The organism is Bifidobacterium saimiriisciurei (genome assembly GCF_010667655.1).
Classification (GTDB): Bacteria; Actinomycetota; Actinomycetes; order Actinomycetales; family Bifidobacteriaceae; genus Galliscardovia; species Galliscardovia saimiriisciurei.
This window is the reverse complement of the sequence record NZ_WHZU01000005.1, coordinates 100,914-124,716: the sequence shown is the minus strand read 5'-3', so window position 1 is coordinate 124,716 and position 23,803 is coordinate 100,914. Positions and strand designations below refer to the sequence as shown.

The 23,803-nt window shown below is 63.9% G+C and carries 16 protein-coding genes; 11 read left to right on the top strand and 5 right to left on the bottom strand.

Annotation, left to right across the window (positions count from 1 at the left end; all coding sequences use genetic code 11):
* Positions 1 to 119 precede the first annotated feature (119 nt).
* On the top strand, positions 120 to 1,070 hold the full coding sequence (locus GFD18_RS04420; RefSeq protein ID WP_163198308.1) for a 5'-nucleotidase: 951 nt from the start codon (positions 120 to 122) through the stop codon (positions 1,068 to 1,070).
* Positions 1,071 to 1,314: 244 nt separating this feature from the next.
* On the opposite strand, the gene GFD18_RS04415 is transcribed toward GFD18_RS04420, so the two are convergent.
* Together GFD18_RS04415 and GFD18_RS04410 are read right to left on the bottom strand one after the other, a co-directional pair.
* Positions 1,315 to 3,132: an AMP-dependent synthetase/ligase gene (locus GFD18_RS04415; RefSeq protein ID WP_163198306.1), complete on the bottom strand. Its 1,818-nt coding sequence runs from the start codon at positions 3,130 to 3,132 to the stop codon at positions 1,315 to 1,317.
* 230 nt (positions 3,133 to 3,362) lie between these two features.
* A complete protein-coding gene (locus GFD18_RS04410) occupies positions 3,363 to 4,094 on the bottom strand; it encodes a gamma-glutamyl-gamma-aminobutyrate hydrolase family protein (protein WP_163198304.1) in 732 nt (243 codons plus the stop codon).
* 116 nt (positions 4,095 to 4,210) lie between these two features.
* On the opposite strand from GFD18_RS04410, the gene GFD18_RS04405 reads away from it, so the two are divergent.
* The 4 genes from GFD18_RS04405 to GFD18_RS04390 all read left to right on the top strand — a co-directional run bounded on the left by GFD18_RS04405 (position 4,211) and on the right by GFD18_RS04390 (position 9,670).
* The gene (locus GFD18_RS04405) at positions 4,211 to 5,572 is read left to right on the top strand and encodes a hypothetical protein (protein WP_163198302.1); all 1,362 of its coding nucleotides are present in this window, start codon (positions 4,211 to 4,213) and stop codon (positions 5,570 to 5,572) included.
* 569 nt (positions 5,573 to 6,141) lie between these two features.
* The gene (locus GFD18_RS04400; RefSeq protein ID WP_163198300.1) at positions 6,142 to 7,485 is read left to right on the top strand and encodes an MFS transporter; all 1,344 of its coding nucleotides are present in this window, start codon (positions 6,142 to 6,144) and stop codon (positions 7,483 to 7,485) included.
* A gap of 70 nt (positions 7,486 to 7,555) precedes the next feature.
* Complete coding sequence (locus tag GFD18_RS04395; protein WP_163198298.1) at positions 7,556 to 8,596, top strand: NAD(P)-dependent alcohol dehydrogenase; 1,041 nt, start codon at positions 7,556 to 7,558, stop codon at positions 8,594 to 8,596.
* A 153-nt stretch (positions 8,597 to 8,749) separates the two neighbouring features.
* Positions 8,750 to 9,670 carry an AraC family transcriptional regulator gene (locus GFD18_RS04390; protein ID WP_163198296.1) on the top strand — a complete coding sequence of 307 codons (921 nt, stop codon included), beginning with the start codon at positions 8,750 to 8,752 and terminating at the stop codon, positions 9,668 to 9,670.
* Between the two features lie 376 nt (positions 9,671 to 10,046).
* Here the strand turns inward: GFD18_RS04390 and GFD18_RS04385 are convergent, their stop codons facing one another.
* The 3 genes from GFD18_RS04385 to GFD18_RS04375 form a co-directional block, all read right to left on the bottom strand.
* The gene (locus GFD18_RS04385; protein ID WP_225432886.1) at positions 10,047 to 10,451 is read right to left on the bottom strand and encodes a VOC family protein; all 405 of its coding nucleotides are present in this window, start codon (positions 10,449 to 10,451) and stop codon (positions 10,047 to 10,049) included.
* A gap of 261 nt (positions 10,452 to 10,712) precedes the next feature.
* Entirely contained in the window at positions 10,713 to 12,116 is a 1,404-nt protein-coding gene (locus GFD18_RS04380) for an MFS transporter (protein WP_163198294.1), read from the bottom strand.
* A 292-nt stretch (positions 12,117 to 12,408) separates the two neighbouring features.
* Positions 12,409 to 13,422, bottom strand: a complete 1,014-nt coding sequence (locus GFD18_RS04375; RefSeq protein WP_163198292.1) for a zinc-dependent alcohol dehydrogenase family protein — start codon at positions 13,420 to 13,422, stop codon at positions 12,409 to 12,411.
* Positions 13,423 to 14,045: 623 nt separating this feature from the next.
* Here GFD18_RS04375 and GFD18_RS04370 point away from each other — a divergent pair.
* From GFD18_RS04370 to GFD18_RS04345, 6 genes are all read left to right on the top strand, one after another.
* On the top strand, positions 14,046 to 17,951 hold the full coding sequence (locus GFD18_RS04370; protein WP_163198290.1) for an ABC transporter ATP-binding protein/permease: 3,906 nt from the start codon (positions 14,046 to 14,048) through the stop codon (positions 17,949 to 17,951).
* Positions 17,952 to 17,985: 34 nt separating this feature from the next.
* The gene (locus GFD18_RS04365; RefSeq protein WP_163198288.1) at positions 17,986 to 18,840 is read left to right on the top strand and encodes an aldo/keto reductase; all 855 of its coding nucleotides are present in this window, start codon (positions 17,986 to 17,988) and stop codon (positions 18,838 to 18,840) included.
* A 33-nt stretch (positions 18,841 to 18,873) separates the two neighbouring features.
* Positions 18,874 to 19,605, top strand: a complete 732-nt coding sequence (locus tag GFD18_RS04360; protein ID WP_163198286.1) for an HNH endonuclease family protein — start codon at positions 18,874 to 18,876, stop codon at positions 19,603 to 19,605.
* A 132-nt stretch (positions 19,606 to 19,737) separates the two neighbouring features.
* Entirely contained in the window at positions 19,738 to 21,105 is a 1,368-nt protein-coding gene (locus GFD18_RS04355; RefSeq protein ID WP_404801605.1) for an Nramp family divalent metal transporter, read from the top strand.
* 145 nt (positions 21,106 to 21,250) lie between these two features.
* Positions 21,251 to 22,642, top strand: coding sequence for a sensor histidine kinase (locus GFD18_RS04350; protein WP_163198284.1), 1,392 nt, complete (start codon positions 21,251 to 21,253; stop codon positions 22,640 to 22,642).
* A 103-nt stretch (positions 22,643 to 22,745) separates the two neighbouring features.
* Positions 22,746 to 23,450 (top strand): response regulator transcription factor, encoded by a 705-nt coding sequence (locus tag GFD18_RS04345; protein ID WP_163198282.1) that lies wholly within the window; start codon positions 22,746 to 22,748, stop codon positions 23,448 to 23,450.
* The last annotated feature ends 353 nt before the right edge of the window (positions 23,451 to 23,803 follow it).

Here is a 23,803-nt window from a genome sequence, read left to right as displayed (position 1 = left end):
GTCGCATGACGACCAAAGCCTCCTTCCCCTCACGGGAAGGAGGCTTTTTCGTCGCGGCCGGTACAATATTCGACAACGGTCGCCTCGGCGACGGCCGATAATGACGGCAGGGGGACATCATGGCCGATCTATCGCGCAAGGCATTGGTCATCGGCGTATCGTCGCGCGCGTTGTTCGATCTCGAGGAGGCCAACGGCATCTACGACCGCGATGGCGTCGGGCCGTATGAGCGGTATCAGCAGGACCACGTCGACGACCCGCTCGAGCCCGGCACGGCATTCCCGTTCGTATCGCGGCTGCTGCAGTTCAATACGTTGTTCGACGATCCCGACGAGGAAGGCGTCGAGGTCGTCGTATTGTCGCGCAACAGCCCGCGTACGGGTCTGCGCATCATGAACAGCATCCGCCACTACGAGCTCGGCATCACCCGGGCCGTGTTCCGCAGCGGCGCATCCACGTTCCCGCTGATGCGCGAATTCAACATGGCGTTGTTCCTCTCGGCCAACGCCGACGAGGTCAAGAACGCCGTCGGCAAGGGACTGCCGGCCGGACTCGTGCTGCCGTTCAACGGCCAGCACATCGCCGACGACGGCGAACTGCGCGTGGCCTTCGACTTCGACGGCGTGCTCGCCGGCGACTCCTCCGAACGTCTGTTCCAGCAGGTCAAGGCCATCGATCCCGAACACGCGACCAAACGGTACGGCGAACACGAGATGAAGAACGCCGACCGTCCGCTCGAAAACGGGCCTCTCGAACAGCTGCTCAAGGGACTGAACCAGCTGCAGCAGGCCGCGCGCGCCAGCACGGCCGAGCATAAGCCGTCGCTGCGCGTGTATCTCATGACCGCCAGAAGCGCGCCCGCGCACGAACGCGCCATCCGCACGCTCGAGGAGAAGGGGCTGACCGTCGACGAGGCGTTCTTCCTCGGCGGACTCAACAAGACGCCGTTCCTCAACGAGGTGCAGCCGCACATCTTCTTCGACGACCAGCTTGCCAATCTCGAGAACCCGGCGCTGAGGATTCCCGCCGTGCACATCCCCTTCGGCATCCGCAACGACGACGCGCCATGACGTGTGCGACTTCAAGGCGCGGTAGGCGAAGGCGTCTCCTCCTGCGTGGGATTGTCATGATGCGTGTGTCTTCAAGGCGTGGAGGGCGAAGGCGTACAAAGGTACGTCGAGTCCTCCACAATGTGGAAGGCATCTTGCTCGGAAGTGTTGCGACGTGTGCGACTTCAAGGCGCGGTAGGCGAAGGCGTACAACAGTACGTCGAGCCTGCCGTAACGCAGAAGACGCTCCGTCGCAACGCTTCCGTCAGCGCTTGCCGGCGTAGATGTCGTGATCGATGACGTCGGCGAAGACGGTGAGCACCTTCGGACGCACGACCTTCAATGACGGCGTCAGGCAGCCGTTGTCCTGCGTGAAATGATCGGCCAGCACGACGAACTTGCGTACGGATTCGGCACGGGAGACCTGCGCGTTCGCGCGGTCAACATACACCTGGATCTCGTTGCGGATCATCGTGTTGTCGACGAGCTCGGCCAACGGCGTCGATGATGGCAGACCGTGGGCGGGCAGCCACGCGGCCAGTCCTTCGACGTCCAGCGTCACCACGGCGGCGATGAACGGCCGGCCGTCGCCCACGACCACGGCATGGTCCACGATCGGGCAGGTGTTGATGATCTCCTCCATCGGGATGGGGGAGACGTTCTTGCCGCCGGCGGTGATGATGATGTCCTTCGCACGGCCGGTGATCGTCAGCGTGCCGTCGTCGTCGAGCGAACCGAGGTCGCCGGTCCTGAGCCAGCCGTCCTCGGTGAACGCCTCGGCGGTCTTCTCGGGCAGGTTGTGGTAGCCGCGGAACACGTTCGCGCCCTTGACCTGCACCTCGCCATCGTCGGAGATACGCACCGAGGATCCGGGCGCGCAGCGGCCGACCGTGCCGATGCGGTTGTCGTCCACGCGCGTGACGGTGAACGGCGCCGCCGTCTCGGTCATGCCGTAGCCCTGGATCATCGGCAGGCCGATGCCGGCGAAGAAGTGCGCCAGATCAGGGTTGAGCGGCGCGCCGCCGCAGGCCACGTACTTGATGTTCGGTCCCAATGCGCCGCGAACCGTGCGGTACACGGCCGACTCGTACATCGCGTGCTCGGAGATCTGCTTCAGCGTATGGCGACGGCCCTCCTGCGCGGTGCGCGACCAGTCGCGGGCGGCCTCGGCGGCCTTGGCGAACAGCCGGCCCTTCATGCCCATGCCGGCCTTGCGAGAGGCGGCGTTGTACACCTTCTCGAACACGCGCGGCACGCCCAGCAGATACGTCGGGCGGAACGAACGCAGGTCGGGCAATAGCGAATGCGTGTCAGGCAGGTAGCCGACCACGCCGTCGTCGGAGCCGATGGAGCAGTACTGGATGTAGCGGGCGAAGCAGTGCGCGAGCGGCAGGAACAGCAGCAGGCGCGGATGGTCGTCGCAGATCATCTCCTTCATGCAGATGAATCCCGCGCGCACGATGGACAGGAAGTTGCGGTGCGTGAGCTCCGCGCCCTTCGGTGCGCCCGTCGAACCGGACGTGTACACGATGGTCGCCAGGTCGTCGGCGTGCACGGAGTCGATGCGCGCCTGCAGCTCCTCGTCTCTCACCGACACGCCAAGGCCCTCCAGCGCGCCGAGCGCGTTCGAGTCGAGCATGAGGATGCGCTGCAACGCCGGGCATTCATCCATCACCGAATGCAGGCGGTCGAACCGCTCGGCGTCGTCGGCGATGGCGATCTTCACATCGGAGTCGTTGAGGATGCGCTTGGCCTGGGCCGCGGAGTCGGTGTCGTAGATCGGCACGTTCACCGCGCCGATGGCGGCCAGCGCGAAGTCCAGCACGCCCCACTCCCAGCGGGTGGCGGAGAACAGCGTCACCGCGTCGCCCTTCTTCACGCCGAACGCCATGAATCCCTTCGCGCAGGCCAGCACGAGCCTATGGAATTCGCCGGTCGTGATGTTCGCCCACGAGCCGGGGCCGGTCTTGCGGCTGGCGATCACCGTGTCCTCGCCCGTGCGTTCGATGCGGTCGGTGAGCAGCGAGTACAGGGTCTCGTCGTCGGCCACCTCGATGGTTCCCGGTTCCGTGTATTCCTTCATAGGTCCTCGATTCTCGGCGCGCTATGCGTTCCGCCGGGCGCTCGCGATTCCGGTACAAATATGACAATCCGTTTCCATGGTACGGTGCCGTGGAGTCCGAGGCATTGTCATGCCCCATCAACTTCCCCGCGCGACGTTGTACGCGACTACAAAGCGGCGCGTGCGGCACGGGGAACCCGGCCCGTAGGCTCGTATGACGTGCGAACGATGGCGTTCGCCGTCTACGCTGTCTACGCGGCCCGATCCCGTCGGTATTCGTCGCACGCCTCGGCAAACGCGCGGGCCAGCCGTCGGCTCGGCTCGTCGGCCGGCGTCTGCTCGGGATGCCATTGCACGGCCATGAAGAACTCGCGGTCGGGCCGGTACGCGGCCTCGACGACGCCGTCCGGCGCGACGGCCTGGATCTCCACGCCATCGCCGGCCTCGTGCACGGCCTGATGATGCACGCTGTTGACCGGCAGCGAATCACGGCCGAGAATCCGATGCAGGGGAGTGCCCGGCAGCAGACGCACCTCATGCGACGGCTCGGCGAACGGCGTCTTCTGCCAATGGTCGAGCGATCCGGGAACATCGTCCGCTATCTGCTGATAGAGATTGCCGCCCGCCAGCACGCACATCATCTGCAATCCGCGGCACACGCCCAGATACGGCATGCGCCTCTCGTAGGCGGCTCGCAGCAGCGTCGCCTCCGCATGGTCGCGCAACGGCACCGGCTCGTCCATGCCGGGCAGCGTTTTGCCGCCGTACAGCGCCGGATCGATGTCGTTGCCGCCGGGAATCAGCAGGCCGTCGGCGCGGTCAAGCATGGACAGCAGGTATTCGTCGTCGTCGGACGGGTCGACGGTCAGCACGTTCGCCCCGGCGAACTCCAGCAGTCGCAGATAGCCGGGATCGATGTCGAACGCGCCGTCCACGGTCTCCGAATACTGCATCATCAACGCCACCACGGGCTTCATCGGCATTCCTTTCCTGTCGTTCCCCATCAATGCTCCTGCGTCGCTTTCGCGGCGATACACTGATGTCAATTGCGATTATATGGGTCGCATAAGCGTATGGGCACATGAGTGGAGGGCCTTCGATGACCGACAACCCCGCGACGGACGGTTCCAGGAACGACGGCGTTTCCGTCGAAGACAATACATTCGCGTCGGTGTCGGCCTTCCCCGGCGCCAATGCCCTGTTGAAGGAGCTCGCCGGCTCCGAATTCCCGGTATCGACGGACGTCATCGAACGATTGCGCGGCGTCTACGACCATCTCGCCGGCGTCTCACCCGACGACCCCGAATTCGAACGATACCTGCGTGAGGACGTCATCGAACACGAGACGTTCGACCGTGCCGACGCCATCGACATCAGCGACTCCGTGCTCGACGTCAGCGCCCGCCACAAGAACGACCTCGCGCTACTGCCGGCGTTCTTCATCGCCTTCGAATGGTTCCACCGCTGCGAATTCGACGCCGAACGACGGCTGCGCTACTGGGGGCGTTTCGTGCCGTTGATGAACGTCTGCCTCGGCGAATTCTCGCTGTACCAGTACGCATTGTCGATGTACCATCTCTACGGCGGCGACGAGACGCGCGCCGAACAGGCCGCGCGGCAGGCGCTCGATATCGCGCCCGACCACATCGGATTCCTCAACACCTACACCGAGCAGATTCTCGAACGCGTGGAACGCGAACTCATCTCCTCCGGCCGGCAGATGCCCGAAGACGACGACATCGCGGCGCTGAACGGTCTGCTGTCCGCGTTCGACAAGCGCCCGCGCGAAGGCTGGCATCCCATCTTCCACGTGAGCTACGGACGGATCCTCGCGTGCCTCGGCCGATACGGCGAGGCGCAGCGCGAGTTCTCCCAGGCCGTCGACATCGAGAACGCGCGATACAACGCATGGCGGGAATCGCGCGGCGGGGACGATGGCTCGGCGGGGGACGGAGGTTCCGCCGGCGGCAGGACCATCAAGGAAAGCACATACGTGACCGAGATGAACGAGATCTTCGACGCACGCAACACCTGCAACATGCTCTCGAACATGCGCTCGCTGTCGTCGGTCATCGACGACGCGCAGTCCGCGCAACGGGAACGCGCCCGCGAACTCGACGACAAGATGGACGAGCTCGGCCGCCGGTTCGACAACGAACGTATCGACATGCTCGAATTCATCGGCTTCTTCGCCGGCATCATCTCGTTCGTCATCGCATCCATCCAGCTGGGCGACGGGCTGGAGTTCCCCACGCGTGCGCTTATGGTGCTGCTGCTCATGGGGTCGCTGCTCGTGGCGTTCGGCGCGTTCTCCACGCTGCTGGAAAGCGGACGGGCCGTCGATCCGCGCGAGCCGAAACGCGGCCGCGTGTTCGGCATCCGCGCGGGACTGGCGGCGGTGATCGTCATCGGACTGGTCGTCATCGTGGCCGCCATGCTGCTGTATCTCGTCATACGGTAGGTTTTCGTGCGGTCGTTGGGGAGCGGCGTCCTGTCGTATATGACGTTCCGTGGCTGGGATTTTGGCGGGGAATCGGTATTTCGCCGCGTATTGCGTTCCGTGGCCGGTCGTTGTGGCAGTGAACGACGATATGGCGTGTTCCGTTGTTCCGTGGCCGGTTGCCTTGGCAGGGAATGCTCGTATGCCGCATTGCTGTGTTCCGTGGCAGAATTTCTTGGCAGGGAGCGAAGGGACGATTGTTTTCTTCGTTCCGTGCCGGATTTTCCGGTGAAGAGGATATTGAGATTGTTGAAAAATCAACGTTCTTAGTGCGTCCCCTGTAATAGAAAGTGGCACGGAGTACGAGATCGTCGAAAATCCGTACTCCGTGTCACTTATCGCAGTCGTTGGGTCGAAAAGCGTGGCATCCTCATCGATGATGATGTCTATCGTGTAGCCACGCTCACTGCAAAAAAGTATCAATTCTTTACCTTGGACAGCCATAAAACCGTGGTTTTTCGGAACGAAACTTGTATTAACGCTTCAAAGACGGGCGGATGACAACGAAGTTCCACGGTAAGGAGACAAGCATGGCGCAGGGGCTGATGCGAAGGCTGTTGCCAGGATTCCTGGCAATCGGCGTATTCATGACGGGAGACGGATTCGAACTGACGTTCCTCTCGAAATATGTGGTTGATCAGGGATTCACCTCGGCACAGGCGTCAATGCTGTTCACCATGTACGGTCTGGTGGCGGCGCTGGCCGGATGGGCGTCGGGCGTGCTGGCCGAACTCTTCGGAGCCAAGCGCATCATGCTCATCGGCGCGGTCTCATGGATCGGACTGCATCTGGTGTTCATCGGCGTGGCGCTTCCCAGCCACATGTATCCGCTGATGCTGTTGGTGTACGCGTTGCGAGGCATGGGCTACCCGCTGTTCATCTACTCGTTTGTGGTGCTGCTGGCGCAGACCGTGGACCCCGGCAGGCTGGCCTCGGCGATGGGATGGTTCTGGACGGCCTACTCGTTCGGCATCGGCGTGTTCGGCGCCTACCTGCCGGCGTTCATCACCCCGGTGATCGGCGAATACTATTCGCTGTGGGTATCGCTGCCGTTCTCCATCGCCGGCATGCTCATCTGCCTGTTCTTCGTGCCGAAGACCGTCAACAAGAACCTCGACGCCATGAGCACCACGGAGAAGTTGCAGGAGCTCTCCCGCGGCGTGACCATCCTCGGCCAGAACCGGCAGATCGCCCTCGCGGCGGTGCTGCGCGTCATCTGCAACCTCACGCTGTACGGCTTCCCGGTCATCATGCCGCTGTACCTCGCCACGTACAACAACGGCGGCGGTGCATGGTTCCGTGTCACCGAATGGTCCACCATCTGGGGTCTGCTCTTCGTCGTCACCGTGTTCGGCAACGTGTTCTGGGGCCGTATGGGCGACCGCTTCGGTTGGATGCGTCAGATGCGTTGGTGGGGCTGCTGGCTCTCCGCGCTCGGCACGCTCGCCATGTACTACGTTCCGCAGTTCCTCGGCCATAACCTGCCGGTCATGTACGTATGCGCCGTGGTGCTGGGCATGGGCATCTCCGCGTTCGTTCCGATGGGCGCCATATTCCCCGCTTTGGAGCCCGAACACAAGGGCGCGGCGGTCTCGGCCCACAACCTCGCCTCCGGCCTGACCACGTTCTGCGGTCCGTTCATCGCGACGATCCTGCTGGAGACGGTCGGCTTCGCCGGCGTGTGCTGGGCCTACGCGATCTGCTACATCGGCGGCTCCGCCATCTCGCTCTTCATCCGGCCGAAGCAGCCTGGCTTCGACGAGCATGGCCACCGACTCGCCGCCAAGCCTGACAGGTCGGGCGAGCAGCATGGTCGTGTCGCAGCCGTCGACGGCGGCGCCGAGCCCGCCATGACCGCCACGGTGGCGGCCTAATCAGACCCAAACCCCAACCAACAAATAAACCAACCAACCCCATAAACCCCAACAACAAAGGAGTATCACCATGAAGGCAGTAGTTCTCGAGAAGCAGGGCGTCATCAACGTGCGCGAGGTCCCGGACGTTCCGGCGCCCGGCCCCGGCGAGCTGCGCATCGCCCCGCACACCGTGGGCGTCTGCGGCTCCGACTTGCACTACTACACGCACGGCCGTGTCGGCAAGTACGTGGTCGAGCAGCCGATGATCCTTGGTCACGAGGCCGCAGGCACCGTGCTCGAAGTGGGCGAAGGCGTCACCGGTTTCAAGCCCGGCGACCGCGTGGCCCTCGAACCCGGCATCCCCGACATGACCTCCCGCGCCAGCCGTCTCGGCATGTACAACGTCGATCCGGCCGTCCGATTCTTCGCCACCCCGCCGATCGACGGATGCCTGTGCGAGGAGGTCATCCATCCGGCCGCTTTCACCTATCACCTGCCCGACAACATGAGCTTCGGCGAGGGCGCCCTGCTCGAGCCCACCGCCGTAGGCATGTGGGCCGCCACCAAGGCGCGTATCAAGCCCGGTGACGTGTGCGTGGTCACCGGCTCCGGCACCGTGGGCATGCTTACCGCCTCCGCCGCGCTCGCCGGCGGCGCCTCCAAGGTCATCGTCTCCGATGTCTCCGACGTCAAGCTCGGCATCATCGGCCAGATTCCCGGCATCATCCCAGTGGACCTCACCAAGGAGGACCTGGTCGAGCGGGTGCGCGAGGAGACCGGCGGTTGGGGTGCCGACGTGGCGTTCGAATGCTCCGGCGCCCCCAAGGCGTTCGAGACCTTCTGGAAGCTCATCGCCCCCGGCGGCTGCGCGGTGCTCGTCGGCATCCCGGTGAACCCGGTGTCCATCGACATCACCGAGCTGCAGGCCACCGAGGTCCGCATCGAGAACGTGTTCCGCTACGCCAACGTGTATCAGAAGGCCATCGACCTGGTCGCCAGCGGCAAGCTCAACCTCAAGCCCTTCATCACCGACACGTACGCGATGAAGGACGCCAAGGCCGCCTTCGACCGCATGGACGAGGGACGCCCCGGCGACATCAAGCTGCAGATCACCGTCGACCGCGACTGATTCTCGATTCCTTGCTTTGTTCATGATGTCTCGGACAAGGGTATACGAAGAGGTCATCGATGCTTTGTCGATGGCCTCTCATCGTATGATACGGAATGACGGCGTCGTCTTCTTGGCGATACGAGTCCGGCGGCGTAGGCAAGGAGCATTGACATGAATGCATGGCTAATAAGCACGGTGGCCGGGGGAGCCAACGCCGGCGCACATTCCGGCTCGGGAACGCTTGAAGTGATCGTCCCCGACACCGACGCCTCGATCAGATGGGCCTGCCACGGATACCCGAGTTCGTTGGCCAAGTGGCATTACCATCCGCAGATCGAGTTCCATCTCATTCGTGAAGGCAGCGGACAGTTCATGGCGGGGGACGGCCTGATGCCGTTCGAAGCCGGTCATGTGGCGATGGTCGGGCCGAATCTGCCGCATAATTGGCTGTCCGACATCATCCCGGGAGAGCGTCTTTCGCATCGGGATGTGCTCTGCCATGTCCGTCCCCAGACCGTTCGCAGACTGATGGGCATATTCCCCGAGGCCGCCGGCTTCGAACGGGTGCTGCGGCGCTCGCAGCAGGCCATTGTGCTTTCCGGCGAGTCGGCCAAGGTCGCAGGCGATCTGCTGGTTGCCATGGGCGGTCATACTCCGTCATGGAGGATCGCCGATCTTGTCGCCCTGCTTTCGGTGTTCGAGCAGGCTCCGGCGGAGGAATCCCGTACGGTGGTCACGCCGGATTACAATCCAGACACCGCGGTCGGCGCCGAGTCCGCCGTCAATTCGGCGATCGCCTATATCTCGGCGAATCTTGCCGATGCCAGTCTTGTCCAGGCCGCACGTTCCGCGTCGATGAGTCCGTCGACGTTTTCCCGGTTCTTCAAGAACGTGGCCGGCATCGGGTTCTCTGATTTCGTCTGCCAGCTGAGAATCGGTCGGGCATGCCGACTGCTGACCACCACGACCATGCCCATCGCCAAAATCCAGAAGTCGAGCGGCTATGCCAACGCCTCCAATTTCAATCGTCGTTTCCTGGCCCGGACCGGTATGACGCCGTCACAGTATCGCAAGACGCATGCCGGACGGTAAACGGGTGTTCGTCGGCGTCGCACAAGATACTGCCGGAGAATAATTCCGTGGCATAGTTTTGGCAGGGAAGCGGTATTTCGCCGCATATTGCGTTCCGCAGCCGGTTGCCTTGGCAGGGAACGCCCGTATATCGCGTTGTTGTATTCCGTGGCGGAATTTCTTGGCATGGAGCAGTTGAATGGGTGTTTTCTTCGTTCCGTGCCGGAATCCTCAATATGAAGGATTTCAAAATCGTTGAAAAATCAACGTTCTTAGTATGTGCCCTGTAATGAAAAACGGCACGGAGTACGGAATTGTAGAAAATCCGTACTCCGTGCCGCATTTGTCCGTTCACTCTTTTCGAAAGGATGAAAACGAGTGAACCGGAATTCGGGTTTCACACGATCTGGCAGAACTCGATGGTCTCGTTGTTCGGGCCGTAGACGTTGAAGAATCGGATGCCGTTGCTCCAGAACGAGGGGATGGACTGGATCTCGGTGTCCTTGAAGCGCAGGCCGAGCGCCTTGGCGTTCTCGAACGCGGCCTCGATGTCCGGGGTGTCGAACGCCCAGTGGTTGATGGCGCCGGTCTCCATCGGCGCCGGGTCGCCCTCCCAGGTTTCGATGGTCAGATGGCCGTAGCGCAGGAACGCGCAACGGTTATCGCCGTTGTGGAACAGGCCGGCCAGCTCGAAGCCGAGCTTCTTCGTGTAGAACTCGATGGTCTCGTCGAGGTTTTTGGCGGGCATGCCGGAATGCTGGAAATCGGTGGTGAATGCGGTCATGGGCTTGGAATCGGCCATGGTCGATGCTCCTTTGCAAGGGTTGGTGATTTGAGTGATTTCAGTGTATGAAGGCACGTCGTGTCTGGCGCCGCCGCAATGCCGTGCCATTTGCCGAATGATGATACTTTGATGCGATCGTCGGTTGATGCACGACGGTGATGTTCGGGGGATTATGTGTGCGGTCCGGAGTTCGGGACGTGACTGATGGACCCCTCGGTCAGTCTGGAGACTGGCAACTCCCCCTGCGTGGCGGGGAGAGTTGCCAGCATATAACCGTGGTCAGGCGGTGGCCATGACCTTGGTGGTCTTGGTGCCGGAGGCGATGGTCCTGGACTCGGATTCGGAGGAGGAATCGGCCACGAGGGTTACCTCCTGCTCGGCCTCCTCGACCAGCTCGTCACCGATGGTCCTGGCACCGGGGATGCGACGGCCCTTCTCGTCGAAGCCGGGCTGCTTCGGATGCAGGGTGAACGTGAGCAGCAGCGCCACCACGTACAGCGCCGCGTACGTCCAGCAGATGCCTTCGATGCCGATGACGGGCAGCAGCACCGTGGCGATGCCGGGGCCGACGAACGTGGTCAGGCCGGCGGCGAGATTGTAGGCGGAGAGCGCCGCGCCCTGCTTGTCGGGGGCCTCAAGCGTCATGATGGTCGGCAGGCAGGAGAACGCGCAGGTGCCGATGCCGACCACGATGGAGGCGACGATCATCATCAGCGTGTTCGGGCCGAACCAGCGGGGCATGTAGTAGAAGAGCACGGAGCCTACGGCCAGCACGCCGCAGCCGAACCAGCGCATCGGCCACACCCATCCGAAGCGGTCCATGAACCAGCCCCAGAAGGTGTTGAAGATTAGCGTGACGACGAACACGAAGCCCCAGATGCGCATCCATTCCTCGGTCTTGAAGATGTTGATGCCGCCGTACTTCGTGGTGCACAGATACAGCGGCATGATGACCGGGAAGCCGTAGAGCAGCAGGTTGTTGATGATGCGGATGACGGCGCAGATGGCGATCTTGCGGTTGGTGAACAGGATGGTGGCGCCGTCGGTGAGCTCCTTCAGCTTCTCGGCGGTGCTCAGACCGTCGCCCTTGACCACCTTGTTCTTCGGCACGCAGAAGAAGCACATGATGGTGCCGACGATAGAGAACGGCAGCGCGAACCAGAAGGTGCGGTACTCGCCGAAGTGCGGCATGATGTAGCTCGGCAGGTAGGCGCCGAACACGCCGATGCCCAACGAGAAGCAGGTCCAGAAGAAGCCGGTGGCGGAGGCGAGTCGGGCCGGTGGGATGTACTGGGCCATAAGCACGACGAACGAGTAGATGAACAGCGGGTAGCCGATGCCGCGCACCGCGTAGATGCCTAGGATGAACGGATAGATGCCGCTCGGCAGCGCGAGTCCGAGGAAGACGAGATGCACGCCGATCCACCAGCAGGCGCCGAACATCATGACGCGACGGGCGCCGAACATCTCGGCGAGCACGCCGGCCGTCCAGCCGCCGAGCGCGGCGAACAGGCCGTAGACGGTGACGAGCAGGGAGGCCTGCGAGGCGGTGAAGCCCTGGTCGACCATGTATTTGGAAAGGAAGGTGAGCTCGAATCCGTCGCCGGTCATGAAGATGGCCACGGCAAGGAATCCGAGCAGCAAAGTTCGTGGAATACCGAATTTCTCAAAAAGCCTGATCATAATGTCTCTCTTGGTTCCCATCCCGCCTCGTTGCGGGATCCTTCGAATGTGCGCGTGAAGTCGCTGAGATAAGAATTGCGTTGCATAAAGCCAACAGGCACCGAGTGGGTTCTCCATGCCCTTGAGTCCAAGTACTCGCGCCACCGTGGCGTAGGGAGGGGGTGTGTTTCTAGACCGTAAGCAACGGAGGGGGTTGTTATGCTGGGCAAAACAACCCCCGGAGTGAGGCCGAACGGCCTTGAGTGTGTCCAGAAACACACCCCCTCCCTACGCCCCAGCAGTAAAGCGAGGCTTACTTGTCGAAGTCGCCGACCTTGACGACCGCCTTGGAGACGCCCTTGATCTTGCCGTCGAGGAAGTCCTGCACCTCTTCGAGTTCGAGCTCGTGGCTGATGAGGCCGCCGATGTTCATCTTGCCGGTGGAGACGAGGGCGATGGCGTCCTTGAAGGTCAGCGGGTTGATGAAGGAGCCCTGGATGGTCAGCTGCTTCTTGTAGATCTCGTAGGTGTTCATCTCGAAGTGGGCCTCCTGCGGGCCGACGCCGAACATGAGCACCTGGGCTCCCTTCTTGGTGGCGGCAACGGCCTGGGCCTGGGTGGTGGGCAGGCCGACGGCCTCGATGACGACGTCGTAGGCGTCGGCGGGAATCTGCTCGCGGGTGGTGTTGAACGTTTCGGTGACGCCGAACTTCTCCTTGTTGCGGGCGAGCTTGTCGTCGAAGATGCCGGCGAGGTCCACCTGATGCACACCGTAGGCCTGGAGCAGCTGGGCGAAGATCTGGCCCATGAAGCCGTCGCCGATCACGAGAGCCTTCTGGTAGGGGTGCAGGTCGAGCAGGTCGAGGCCGTGCACGCCGCAGGAGACGGGCTCGATGGCGGCGGCGTCGCGCAGGCTCACGTTGTCGGGCAGCTGGTAGACCACGGAGGCGGGGGCGGTGAACTGTTCGGCGAGGCCGCCGTCGCGGGTCACGCCGACGGCGCTGAGATGGTCGCACAGTTCGGGACGCTGGGTGAGGCAGAACTCGCACTGGCCGCAGTAGATGTTCGGGTCGACGGCCACGCGGTCGCCGGGCTTGACATTGGTGACCTCGGCGCCGACGGCTTCGACGATGCCGGAGTTCTCGTGGCCGAGCACGATCGGCGGGACGGCGGCGGCGGAGCCGGGACGGCCGGCGTACAGGTCGTGGTCGGTGCCGCACACGCCCGCGTACGCAGTGTTGATGAGCACCTCGTTCGGGGCGATCTCGGGGGTGGGCAGGTCCTGGATTTCGAACTGCTTGACGCCGGTGAGAACAAGAGCCTTCATGATGATTTCCTTCTTATATAAAAGTCCGTGGGGCAAGTGGTTTGTTATTTGAATTCTTCGTTGAATCCGGGTGGATGAATCCGGAAGGGGATGTCATGCGACGGCTGCGTCGCGGAAGGACTTTGTGCGTCGAAGGCTCTTACATGTGGGTGAGGCGGCCGACCAGACGTTCCTGACGGTGACGGAACTGCGCTTCCGTAAGGGCCGAGTCGGCGAAGAAGTTCATCATGGTGGTTCACCTCCTGTCGTCGTTGAATGGCGGTTGATCTCCCGCCGCCTTTCGGCGGCTGTCTCGTTTGGGTCGCCTCCGTGGCGACCGCTTCGTTGCGTTGTTGTTGATATTGACTATAGCTTATAGAAAAGACTTTTGCAAATATAATTTGTAAAACTGGCGACATGCCTGAAATTTCAACCTTTTCAAGGGGAAAGACATAAGTTACATAACGACGATAAGGCGAAAGATCCGGCCGACCGCAAGGCGGCGCCGGCCGGCATCGGCCGTGGACGACCGACGAATGTGACCAAATCGACCCTTCCCAAGACCGATGAATCACGCTACCGTTGTGGGGATGTTTTCAAGCGGGATGTTTCCGAAGGGGATGTTCCAATATGGAAGGGACGGCATGTTCGACAAACGATTGTTCTCGGTGACCCCCGGCATCGGCCGGCTCGTGGCGGCGAAGGTCGCGGCGTTGTGGATGACGCTGATCGCCAACATCGCGTTCGCCGTCACCGTGGTGCTCGCGCTCGCCGACCTGCTGCGGGTCGTCGACCGCAACGCGCCGGTCGCGGCGTTCTGCCAGATCGACCCGAACGGAGGCTGCGTCACGCCCACGCCGCTTGAACGGCTCGCCGCCTTCGTCCCCACCCCCGACGGCCATGCCATCGCCGTGTATGCCGCCGTGTTCGTCGTCATCGCCGCCGTACGATACGCCGCCACCCGCGCCGCCACGCACTTCGGCTTCCTCGCCGCCGAACGCGTCAAACTGGCGTTGCGCCAGAAGCTCATGCGCAAGATGCTCGCACTCGGTCCCTCGTACTCCAACGCCACGCGAACCGCCGACGTGGTGCAGCTCACCGGCGAGGGCATCGAACAGGTGCAGACCTTCTTCGAACTGTTCCTGCCGCAGCTGTTCTTCAGCATCCTCGCGCCGGTCACCCTGTTCGTCGTGCTGCTGCCCGTCAACATCCCCGCGGCGGCGACGCTGCTCGTCTGCGCGCCGCTGATCGTGCTGATCGTGGGTCTCGTGGCGATGAGCGCCGCCCGCGTCTTCAAGAAGTACTGGGGCAAGTACACCGACCTCGGCTCCACCTTCCTCGACGACCTCCGGGGCCTTGAGACGCTGAAGATCTTCGATGCCGACGAGCACGCGCACGCCGTCATGAACCGTCGCGCCGAGGAATTCCGCGTGATGACCATGAACGTGCTGCAGATTCAGCTGCGCTCGCTGTCGGTGATGGACCTCGTGGCATACGGCGGCAGCGCGGCCGGCATCATCGTGGCGCTCTGGCAGTACCTCGCATCCGACAGTGTGCTGCCGCTGACCGGATTCCTGCTGGTCGTGCTGCTCTCCGCCGACTTCTTCATCCCGTTGCGTCAGCTCGGCTCCTACTTCCATGTGGCCATGAACGGCATGACATCGAGCCGGAAGATCTTCGCGCTGCTCGACCTTCCCGAACCCGAACACGGCGGCCGTCCGTTGCCGGCCGGCGACGTCGACGTGACGTTCGACGGCGTATCGTTCGCCTACGGCGTCGATACGACCGACGACGCGGCTGACGTAGCCGACGCGACAAGCGGGGCCGATGCGGCGTCCGATGGCGGTCCCGGCAGGACCTACGCCCTGCGCGGCGCGACCTTCACGGCCAGGCCGCGCGCGCTCACCGCCATCGTGGGTGCGAGCGGATCGGGCAAGTCCACCGCGGCCGGCCTCATCAGCGGCCGCCTCACCGGATACGAAGGCTCGCTGACATTGGGCGGCGTCGAACTGCGCGACCTCACGCTCGACGCCCTGCTGCAGGACGTGACCGTCGTCTCCGCCACCAGCCACCTGTTCCGCGGCACGCTGCGCGAGAACCTGCTCATGGCCCGGCCCGACGCCGGTGACGACGAACTCATGGCCGCCCTGCACGCGGCCCGCATCGACGACGTCGTCCGCAATGGCGTCGACGGGCTCGACATGCCCATCGCCGATGACGGCGGCAACCTCTCCGGCGGGCAGCGCCAGCGCATCGCCCTGGCCCGTGGGCTGCTCCATGACTCCGCCGTATACGTCTTCGACGAGGCCACCAGCAACGTGGACGTCGAAAGTGAACGGCTGATCCTCGAAGCCATCCACGACCTCGCCGCGCATAAGACGGTCATCATGATCACCCATCGCATGGCCAACGCCGTCGACGCCGACAACGTCGTGGTGTTCGACCGCGGCACCGTGGCGCAGACCGGGCCGCATGACGTTCTCATGGCCGATGCCGCCGGGGTCTACGCCCGCATGTTCCGCACGCAGAGTGCGGTGGAGAACCTCGACGGAGCCGTCTGCGGCACGCCGGCCGAGACCGAGGCAGGTGTTGATGCCATGACAGGTATTGACGCCACGACGAATATCGGTGTCGCAGAGCAGGCCGGCGTCACGTCCGCCGATGCCGAGCGTTCGGTCACCGAGCGTGCCGTCATCGATTCTTCGACCGCCATCGATTCCCCGGCCACCGCGGATTCATCGACCGGCAGGCTCATCGCCCGCCTCCTGCGCGTGGCCTCGCCGCTGCGCGGATTCATGACGCTCGCCGTCGTCTGCGGCACGGTCGGTCATCTCGCCGCCGCGGCCATCCCCGTGTTCGGAATCTTCGCCGTGCTCGCGCTCGCCGGCCACCCCGTCTGGGGGCTCGGCTTCGGCGCATCCGTCGCCGTGATGGTCGTCAGCGCGGTATTACGCGGCGCCATGCGATACGTCGAGCAGTACATGAACCACAACGTGGCGTTCCGCCTGCTGGCGCTCTTCCGCGACAAGGCCTTCGGCGCGCTGCGCCGCCTGGCCCCCGCCAAGCTCGCGGGCCGCGGCAAGGGCGACCTCATCGCATTGATCACGACCGATGTGGAACTGCTCGAGATCTTCTTCGCACACACCATCTCGCCGGTCGTCATCGCCGTCGTCACCTCCCTCGTGTTCGCCGTGGCATTGGTCGCGCTCGACCCGTGGTACGCCCTGCTGCTCGTCGTGGCCCATCTTGTAGTCGGCGCGGCCCTGCCCAAGGCGTTCGCCGCCCGTGTGAAGCCCATGGGCGAGCGCATCCGCCGCGAATCCTCGCAGCTCGACGACTACGTGCTCGACGGCATGCGCGGCATCGACGAGATCATCCGCTTCCGTCAGGGAGACCGTCGCATCGACGGCATCACCTCGCGCACGAAGTCGCTGTGGGACGAGCGTGGCCGGCTCAGCCGAGCCAACGGCTCGTTCGCCGCAATCGGCGGCGTGCTGGTCGAACTGTTCGTGGTGGCCGCCGTGGCCGTTGCCTGGTGGGCGGCGGCCGGCACGTCGCTGTCCATCCCCGAATCGGTGATTGCCGTGGTGCTCATCGCCAGCTCCTTCGGTCCCACGCTCGCATTGAGCGCGCTGCCCGCGAACCTGACGCAGACGTTCGCCGCCGCGCGCCGCCTGTTCTCCTTGATGGACGAGGCTCCCGCCGTCGTCGAAAACGGCACGGAGGCGCCGCGTTACGACGGCATGGCGATGGACCACGTCACCTTCGCCTATCCGCAGGACGGTCCCGCATCCTCGAAGGCCCGGCCGGTGCTCGACGACGTGTCGATCACGGTGCCGAAGACCGGCGTGCTCGGCATCCAGGGACGTTCCGGCGCCGGAAAGTCGACGATGCTCAAGCTGATGCTGCATTATTGGGACCCGCAGGCCGGCGTCGTCGCGCTGTCCGGCGTCGACATCCGCGATGTCGAGCCGCATCATCGCCGCCGCATGCAGACGATGATGACGCAGGAGACCTATCTGTTCGACGGCACGATACGCGAGAACCTGCGCATCGCCGTGCCCGACGCCGGCATGGGTGGCGCGGGGCACGGCGATGCGGCGACCGACGACGAGGGCGACGGCATCGATGACACGCGACTGCTCGACGCCTGCCGCAAGGCGTCCGTCGACGACCTCATCGCGTCGCTGCCCGACGGACTCGACACGCAGGTCGGCGAACTCGGGGACCGACTCTCCGAAGGCGAACGCCAGCGTATCGGACTGGCCCGCATGTTCCTGCGACAGGCCGATCTGGTACTGTTCGACGAGCCGACGAGTCGTCTGGACGCGTTCAACGAGGCCGTGATCCTGCGGTCCATACGCACGCTGGCCATAGGCTCCGACGCGAACCGCGATGTGGACGACGCCGATAAGTCTGGGGATATCCCCGCCGCGCGGCATGCCGCGCCGGCGGTCGTGCTGGTCTCGCATCGTGAATCCGCCATGCGCATCGCCGACCATGTGCTCCATGCGGACGATGTCGACTACGCTGATGGAAAGACATGCTGATCGAAGACATGACGAACATCGGTAAGGAGACACGATGACGTTTGGACCCATTCCCGACATCACCCTGGCGGATGGCAACCGCATTCCGCAGATCGGCCTCGGCGTGCTGCGCATCGACGACGAGCACACCGCACCGGTCGTCGAATCGGCGATCGCCGCCGGCTACCGCCACATCGACACCGCCGCCGGCTACAACAACGAGGGCGGCGTGGGCAAGGCGCTCGAAAACAGCGGCTATGCCGCCGGCGAGAAGCGCAAGGACATCTGGGTGACCACCAAGCTGCGCGACTCCGAGCAGGGCTACGATTCCGCGCTCAGGGCGTTCGACCGCCAGATCGGCCTGCTGCGCACCGACTACGTGGACATGTACATGATCCACTGGCCCACGCCGTTCGACTGGCGTAGCGACGAGGTGTGGCGCGCGTTCGTGCGTCTGCGCGAGGAGGGCCGCGTCCGCACGCTCGGCGTGTGCAACTTCCTTCCCGAGAACCTCGACCGTCTGCACGAGGAGACCGGCGAATACCCGACCGTCAACCAGATCGAGCTGCACCCCACCTGGCAGCAGCGTGAGGTCGTCGCCTACTGCAAGGAGCATGGCATCGCCGTCGAGGCTTACTCGCCCATGGCGCGCGGCGCCGACCTCGACGCCGGCGACGGCGTCATCGGCCGTATCGCCGAAGCGCACGGCGTCAGCCACGCACAGGTGATCCTGCGCTGGCACATCGAAAACGGGACCATCATCATCCCCAAGTCCACGCATGCGGAACGTCAGATCGAGAACGCCTCGCTGTTCGACTTCGCGCTGACGGACGAGGAGCACGCCGCCATCGACGCGCTCGACGGCCCCACGCGCGCCGGCCACGACCCGCGCACCTTCTCCTACAGCTGACCGTCGGTTCGATCAACCGATCAGGGCTGATTCATGGCGTATCGTCGCAGGCGATTCCGCGGAGCAACCGCCTTCGGGCGGTTCCTGGTTCTGCTGGTGATGGCCGTGGCCATCGGGGTCACGGCCGGTCTCGTGCTGCCTCAGGTGAGCGAGACCGCAGGGAGGATCACCGGCGAATACACGGCGCGGGGGAGCGCCGCCGACACGCTGGAAACGCTTGCGGTCGTCGACGGCCGCAGGCCGCAATCCGTATACAAGCGCGACGCCTTCGGCTTCCGCCAGTACGATCCTGACGGCAACGGCTGCGATTCGCGCAACGACGTGCTCGCCCGCGACCTGAGGAACGTGCGGTATGCGAACGCTGAACGATGCAAGGTGCAGTCGGGGACGCTCGACGACCCGTACACCGGCAGGACCATTGATTTCGTGCGCGGACAGGCCACCAGCGCCAGGGTGCAGATCGATCATGTGGTCGCGCTCAACAACGCGTGGAAGTCCGGCGCCGACCAGTGGAACACGAAGAAACGATACGAGTTCAGCAACGCCCCCTACAACCTGCTCGCCGTGGATGGTCCCGCCAACGAGGACAAGGGCGACGCCGACGCCTCCGTATGGCTGCCACCGAACACCGCATACCGCTGCGATTACGTGGCGCGGCAGATCGGCGTGAAGGCGAAGTACGGGCTGAGCGTCACCGGCGCCGAGAAACGCGCCATGCTCGGCGTGCTCCACGACTGCCCGGGGCAGGCGGTGCCGGAGCGGTAGCGGTCGGCTGTGATCTGTGATTGTGATTGTGGTTTGTGACCTGCGCCGTGCCTCGTGCCATGGAAACGTGGGAAGTCCGCCGAGGTGCTATACCAATAGGCGGGGAGGCAAGGAATGGACGAATCAGAATCCATGGAATCCGCAGAATCCACGACGTCGACACGGTCCACAAGATCTGCGCGGCGCCATCATATCGATCCCGACGAGGAGAAGGCGCTCGAGGCGAGCGGGCATCCGCACACCGAGCACATGCACAGCGTGCCGAAGCTCGCCGCGCCCCATACCGATGCCAAATCCAAGCTCAGCGCACTGCTCGGCCCGGCGTTCGTGGCGGCCGTCGCCTATGTGGACCCGGGCAACGTGGCCGCCAACATCACGTCGGGCGCCCGATACGGCTATCTGCTGGTCTGGGTGCTGGTGCTCGCCAACGCCATGAGCGTGCTCATCCAATACCAGAGCGCCAAGCTCGGCATCGTCACCGGCCAGTCGTTGCCGGCATTGCTCGGCAACCGCATGAACCCGGGCGGCCGCCTCCTGTTCTTCGCCCAGGCCGAGGTCATCGCCATCGCCACCGACCTCGCCGAGGTCATCGGCGGCGCCATCGCCCTGAACCTGCTGTTCGGTCTGCCGCTGTTCGTCGGCGGATGCATCATCGGCGCCGTCTCCACGGTGCTGCTGCGATTCCAGGGAGGCCATACGCAGGGCACGTTCGAGAAGATGATCATCGCGCTGCTGCTCGTCATCACGTTCGGCTTCATCGCCGGCCTGTTCATCGCGCCGCCGGACCCGGGGCAGGTGCTCGGCGGCCTCGTCCCGCGCTTCACCACCACCGACTCCGTGCTCATGGCCAGCTCCATGCTCGGCGCCACCGTCATGCCCCACGCCATCTACCTGCATTCCACGCTCGTCAACGACCACTTCGCTGGACGCACCGACCGCCCCGGAATCAAGCGGGAACTGTTCGGCGCCAAGATCGACGTGGTGTGGGCGCTGCTGCTCGCCGGAACCGTGAACCTCGCACTGCTGCTGCTCGCCGCCAACTCCCTGCACGGCATGGCCGGCACCGACACCATCGAAGGAGCCCAGCACGCCGTCGTGCAGGTGCTCGGACCGGTCATCGGCACCATATTCTCCATCGGTCTGCTCGCCTCCAGCCTGTCGAGCACATCGGTCGGCACCTACGCCGGACAGGAGATCATGCACGGCCTGCTGCACGTTGACGCCCCCATGTGGGCATGCCGCATCATCACGCTCGTGCCCGCGCTCGTGGTCCTGTGGTTCAGCACCAATCCCACGTTCGCGCTGGTCGTCGGCCAGGTGATCCTCTCCATCGGCATCCCCTTCGCCATCATCCCGCTCATGCGCTACACGCACGACCGCGAGCTCATGGGCAAGTGGGCGGACGGGCCGGTCAAGCACGTCGTATTCATCCTCGTCGCCGCGCTGATCGTGGCCCTCAACGTGGTGCTCGTCGTGCTGACGCTCGCCGGACAGGATTAGCGAGTCGTCGCCGGCCGCGCCTGACGCCGTCGTTGTTGCCACGATGGCATATCGTTGGTGACGAATCCGAAGTCACGCGAATCACATCGGTCGCGTATGCACACAGTCGGGCCGTGCGGCCCGGCGGAACGGTCGGTCGAGCACAATGGCAATCTCACTTTCAACGACGGAATCCTCGTTCTTCCTCATCGTCCTCATCATCGTGGTCGCGGCCGCGGCGCTGCTCATCTGGCAGTCGTATCGCAAGGGCGTCGACGCCGGCGCCCTGCGGATGGTGAGGAAGATCGCGCAGGACAACGAGCCGCCGGCCTCCTCGGTGTTCGGCAGGGGGGTCAATGCGCAGAACGCGGCCCACAATCTGCTCGACGTGATGCGCAGCGCCGTCATCCTCGTCGATGGACTCGGCAATACACGATACGTCAGCCCGCTGGCCGAACAGCTGGATGTCGTCTCCGACGGGCATCTCGAATACGACGAGATCCGCGACATCCTCGCCCAGGTGGTCTCCGACGGCAAGATCCGCGACCGCGAGATCGAACTGCATGTCGAGCCCGAATCCGGCAGGCTCACCGACCGCGTGCCGATGTACCTGCGCGTGCGCATCGGCCGCATCGCGCGGATACACAGCGACGTCATGCCCGACGACGACGTCGACGACATCGCCGTCTCGGGAGGCGCCGACGAGCTGTACGCCGTCTTCCTCGAGAACGTGAGCGAGCGCCGCAACTTCGAGCGCATGCGCCGCGATTTCGTGACCAACGTCTCCCATGAGCTCAAGACTCCGGCCGGCGCCATCTCGCTGCTCGCCGAGACGGTGTCGGACGCGGCCGAGGACCCCGACGCCGTGCGCTACTTCTCCGGCCGCATCTCGAAGGAGTCCGAGCGCCTGACCGAGCTCGTGCAGAAGCTCATCGCCCTGCAGAAGGTGCAGAACGACGAAGGCCTCGCCGCGGCCGACCGCCGGCCGGTCGACGTGCCGAAGGTCGTGCGCGAGGCGCTCGACGAGAACGCGGTGCAGGCCGACGCGGCGAACATCGAACTGCGCATGTACGTCGGCGACGACACCGTCGGCGTGCAGACCAACGAGGCCGACGGCGCCGGCAGGCCCGGCGACGGCGCCGACGGCGAGGCCGCCGCTCCCGCAGCGCCGGAGTGCGAGCCGATGATCGTGGACGGCGACGCCGACGCCATCAAGACCGCCGTGAAGAACCTCGTGGAGAACGCCGTGCACTACTCGCCCAGGGGCACGCACGTGGGCGTGAGCGTCAAGCAGGAGGGCGATGACGTCCGCATCCGCGTGATCGACCAGGGCATCGGCATCCCCGTCGAGGCGCAGAGCCGCATCTTCGAACGGTTCTACCGGGTCGATCCGGCCCGCTCGCGCGAGACCGGCGGCACCGGTCTCGGCCTCGCCATCACCAAGCACATCGTGCAGGAGGCGGGTGGAACGATTGACGTATGGTCCCGCCCCGGAGAAGGCTCCACGTTCACCATCACGCTGCCCGTCGCAAGTGGGGAAAATCACTCCGACGATTAACCCGTGCGCAAGATATGTGGGTACACTGTTCATGTCTGTGTAAGGGCGGGGAAGTCTTCGCCGGCCTGGGTAAGTTTCGAAAAATCAAGGGAAGTCAACGTATATGACGCGCATACTTATCGTCGAGGATGAGGAATCCTATCGCGAGCCTCTGGTCTACCAGTTCACGCACGAGGGCTACGACGTGATCGCCGCGGCCACGGGTGAGGAGGGCCTGGAGCTGTTCACCAAGGGCGGTGTCGACCTGGTGCTGCTCGACCTCATGCTTCCCGGCCTTGACGGAACCTCCCTGTGCCGCCGCATCCGCGAGCAGAGCCGCGTGCCCATCATCATGCTCACGGCCAAGAGCTCGGAGATCGATAAGGTCGTCGGTCTGGAGATCGGCGCCGACGACTATGTGACCAAGCCGTATTCCTTCCGCGAGCTGCTCGCCCGCGTGCGCGCCGTGCTGCGTCGCAACCAGGCGAGCGTCGACGCCGGCGACGTCTCCGGCGACGACGTGCCGCTGGTGTGCGGACCCATCCGCATGCTGGTGGGGCAGCATGCCGTCACCGTGCACGGCGAAAGCGTGTTCTTCCCGCTCAAGGAGTTCGAGCTGCTGGAATACCTCATGCAGAACAAGGGCCGCGTGCTCACCCGCCACCAGCTCATCGACCGCGTGTGGGGCTCCGACTACGTCGGCGACACGAAGACGCTCGACGTGCACATCAAGCGCGTGCGCTCGAAGATCGAGGAGGATTCCGCCCATCCGCACTACATCACCACGGTGCGCGGCCTCGGCTACAAGATCGACGAGCCGTCCGACTGACGGCGCGCGCGGCCGGCGCGCCGTGGTGCCGGCCATGTAGTACATTCATAACCGTATGCAAAATCTACGTAGATATTGCATACGGTTTTCTTGTACCTACCTCTTTCGACGAAAGGACGATCGGCAACCAACAAGCGCGCATGATACTGATATCCGATGGGGAATCGCGGCTTTCCAACGATTTTCGCGTCGAACGCCGGTGGTCTCCGCATCGTGGAAATACTACAAAAACAGATATCAGCACAAGTTCACTTACTGTTTACCGATTTTGGTTTTCGACCCCCGAAACCATCAATAATCTGTTAAGTGTCATAACAAAGGTGCGCATATCCACATGGTTTCAAGACGTGGTG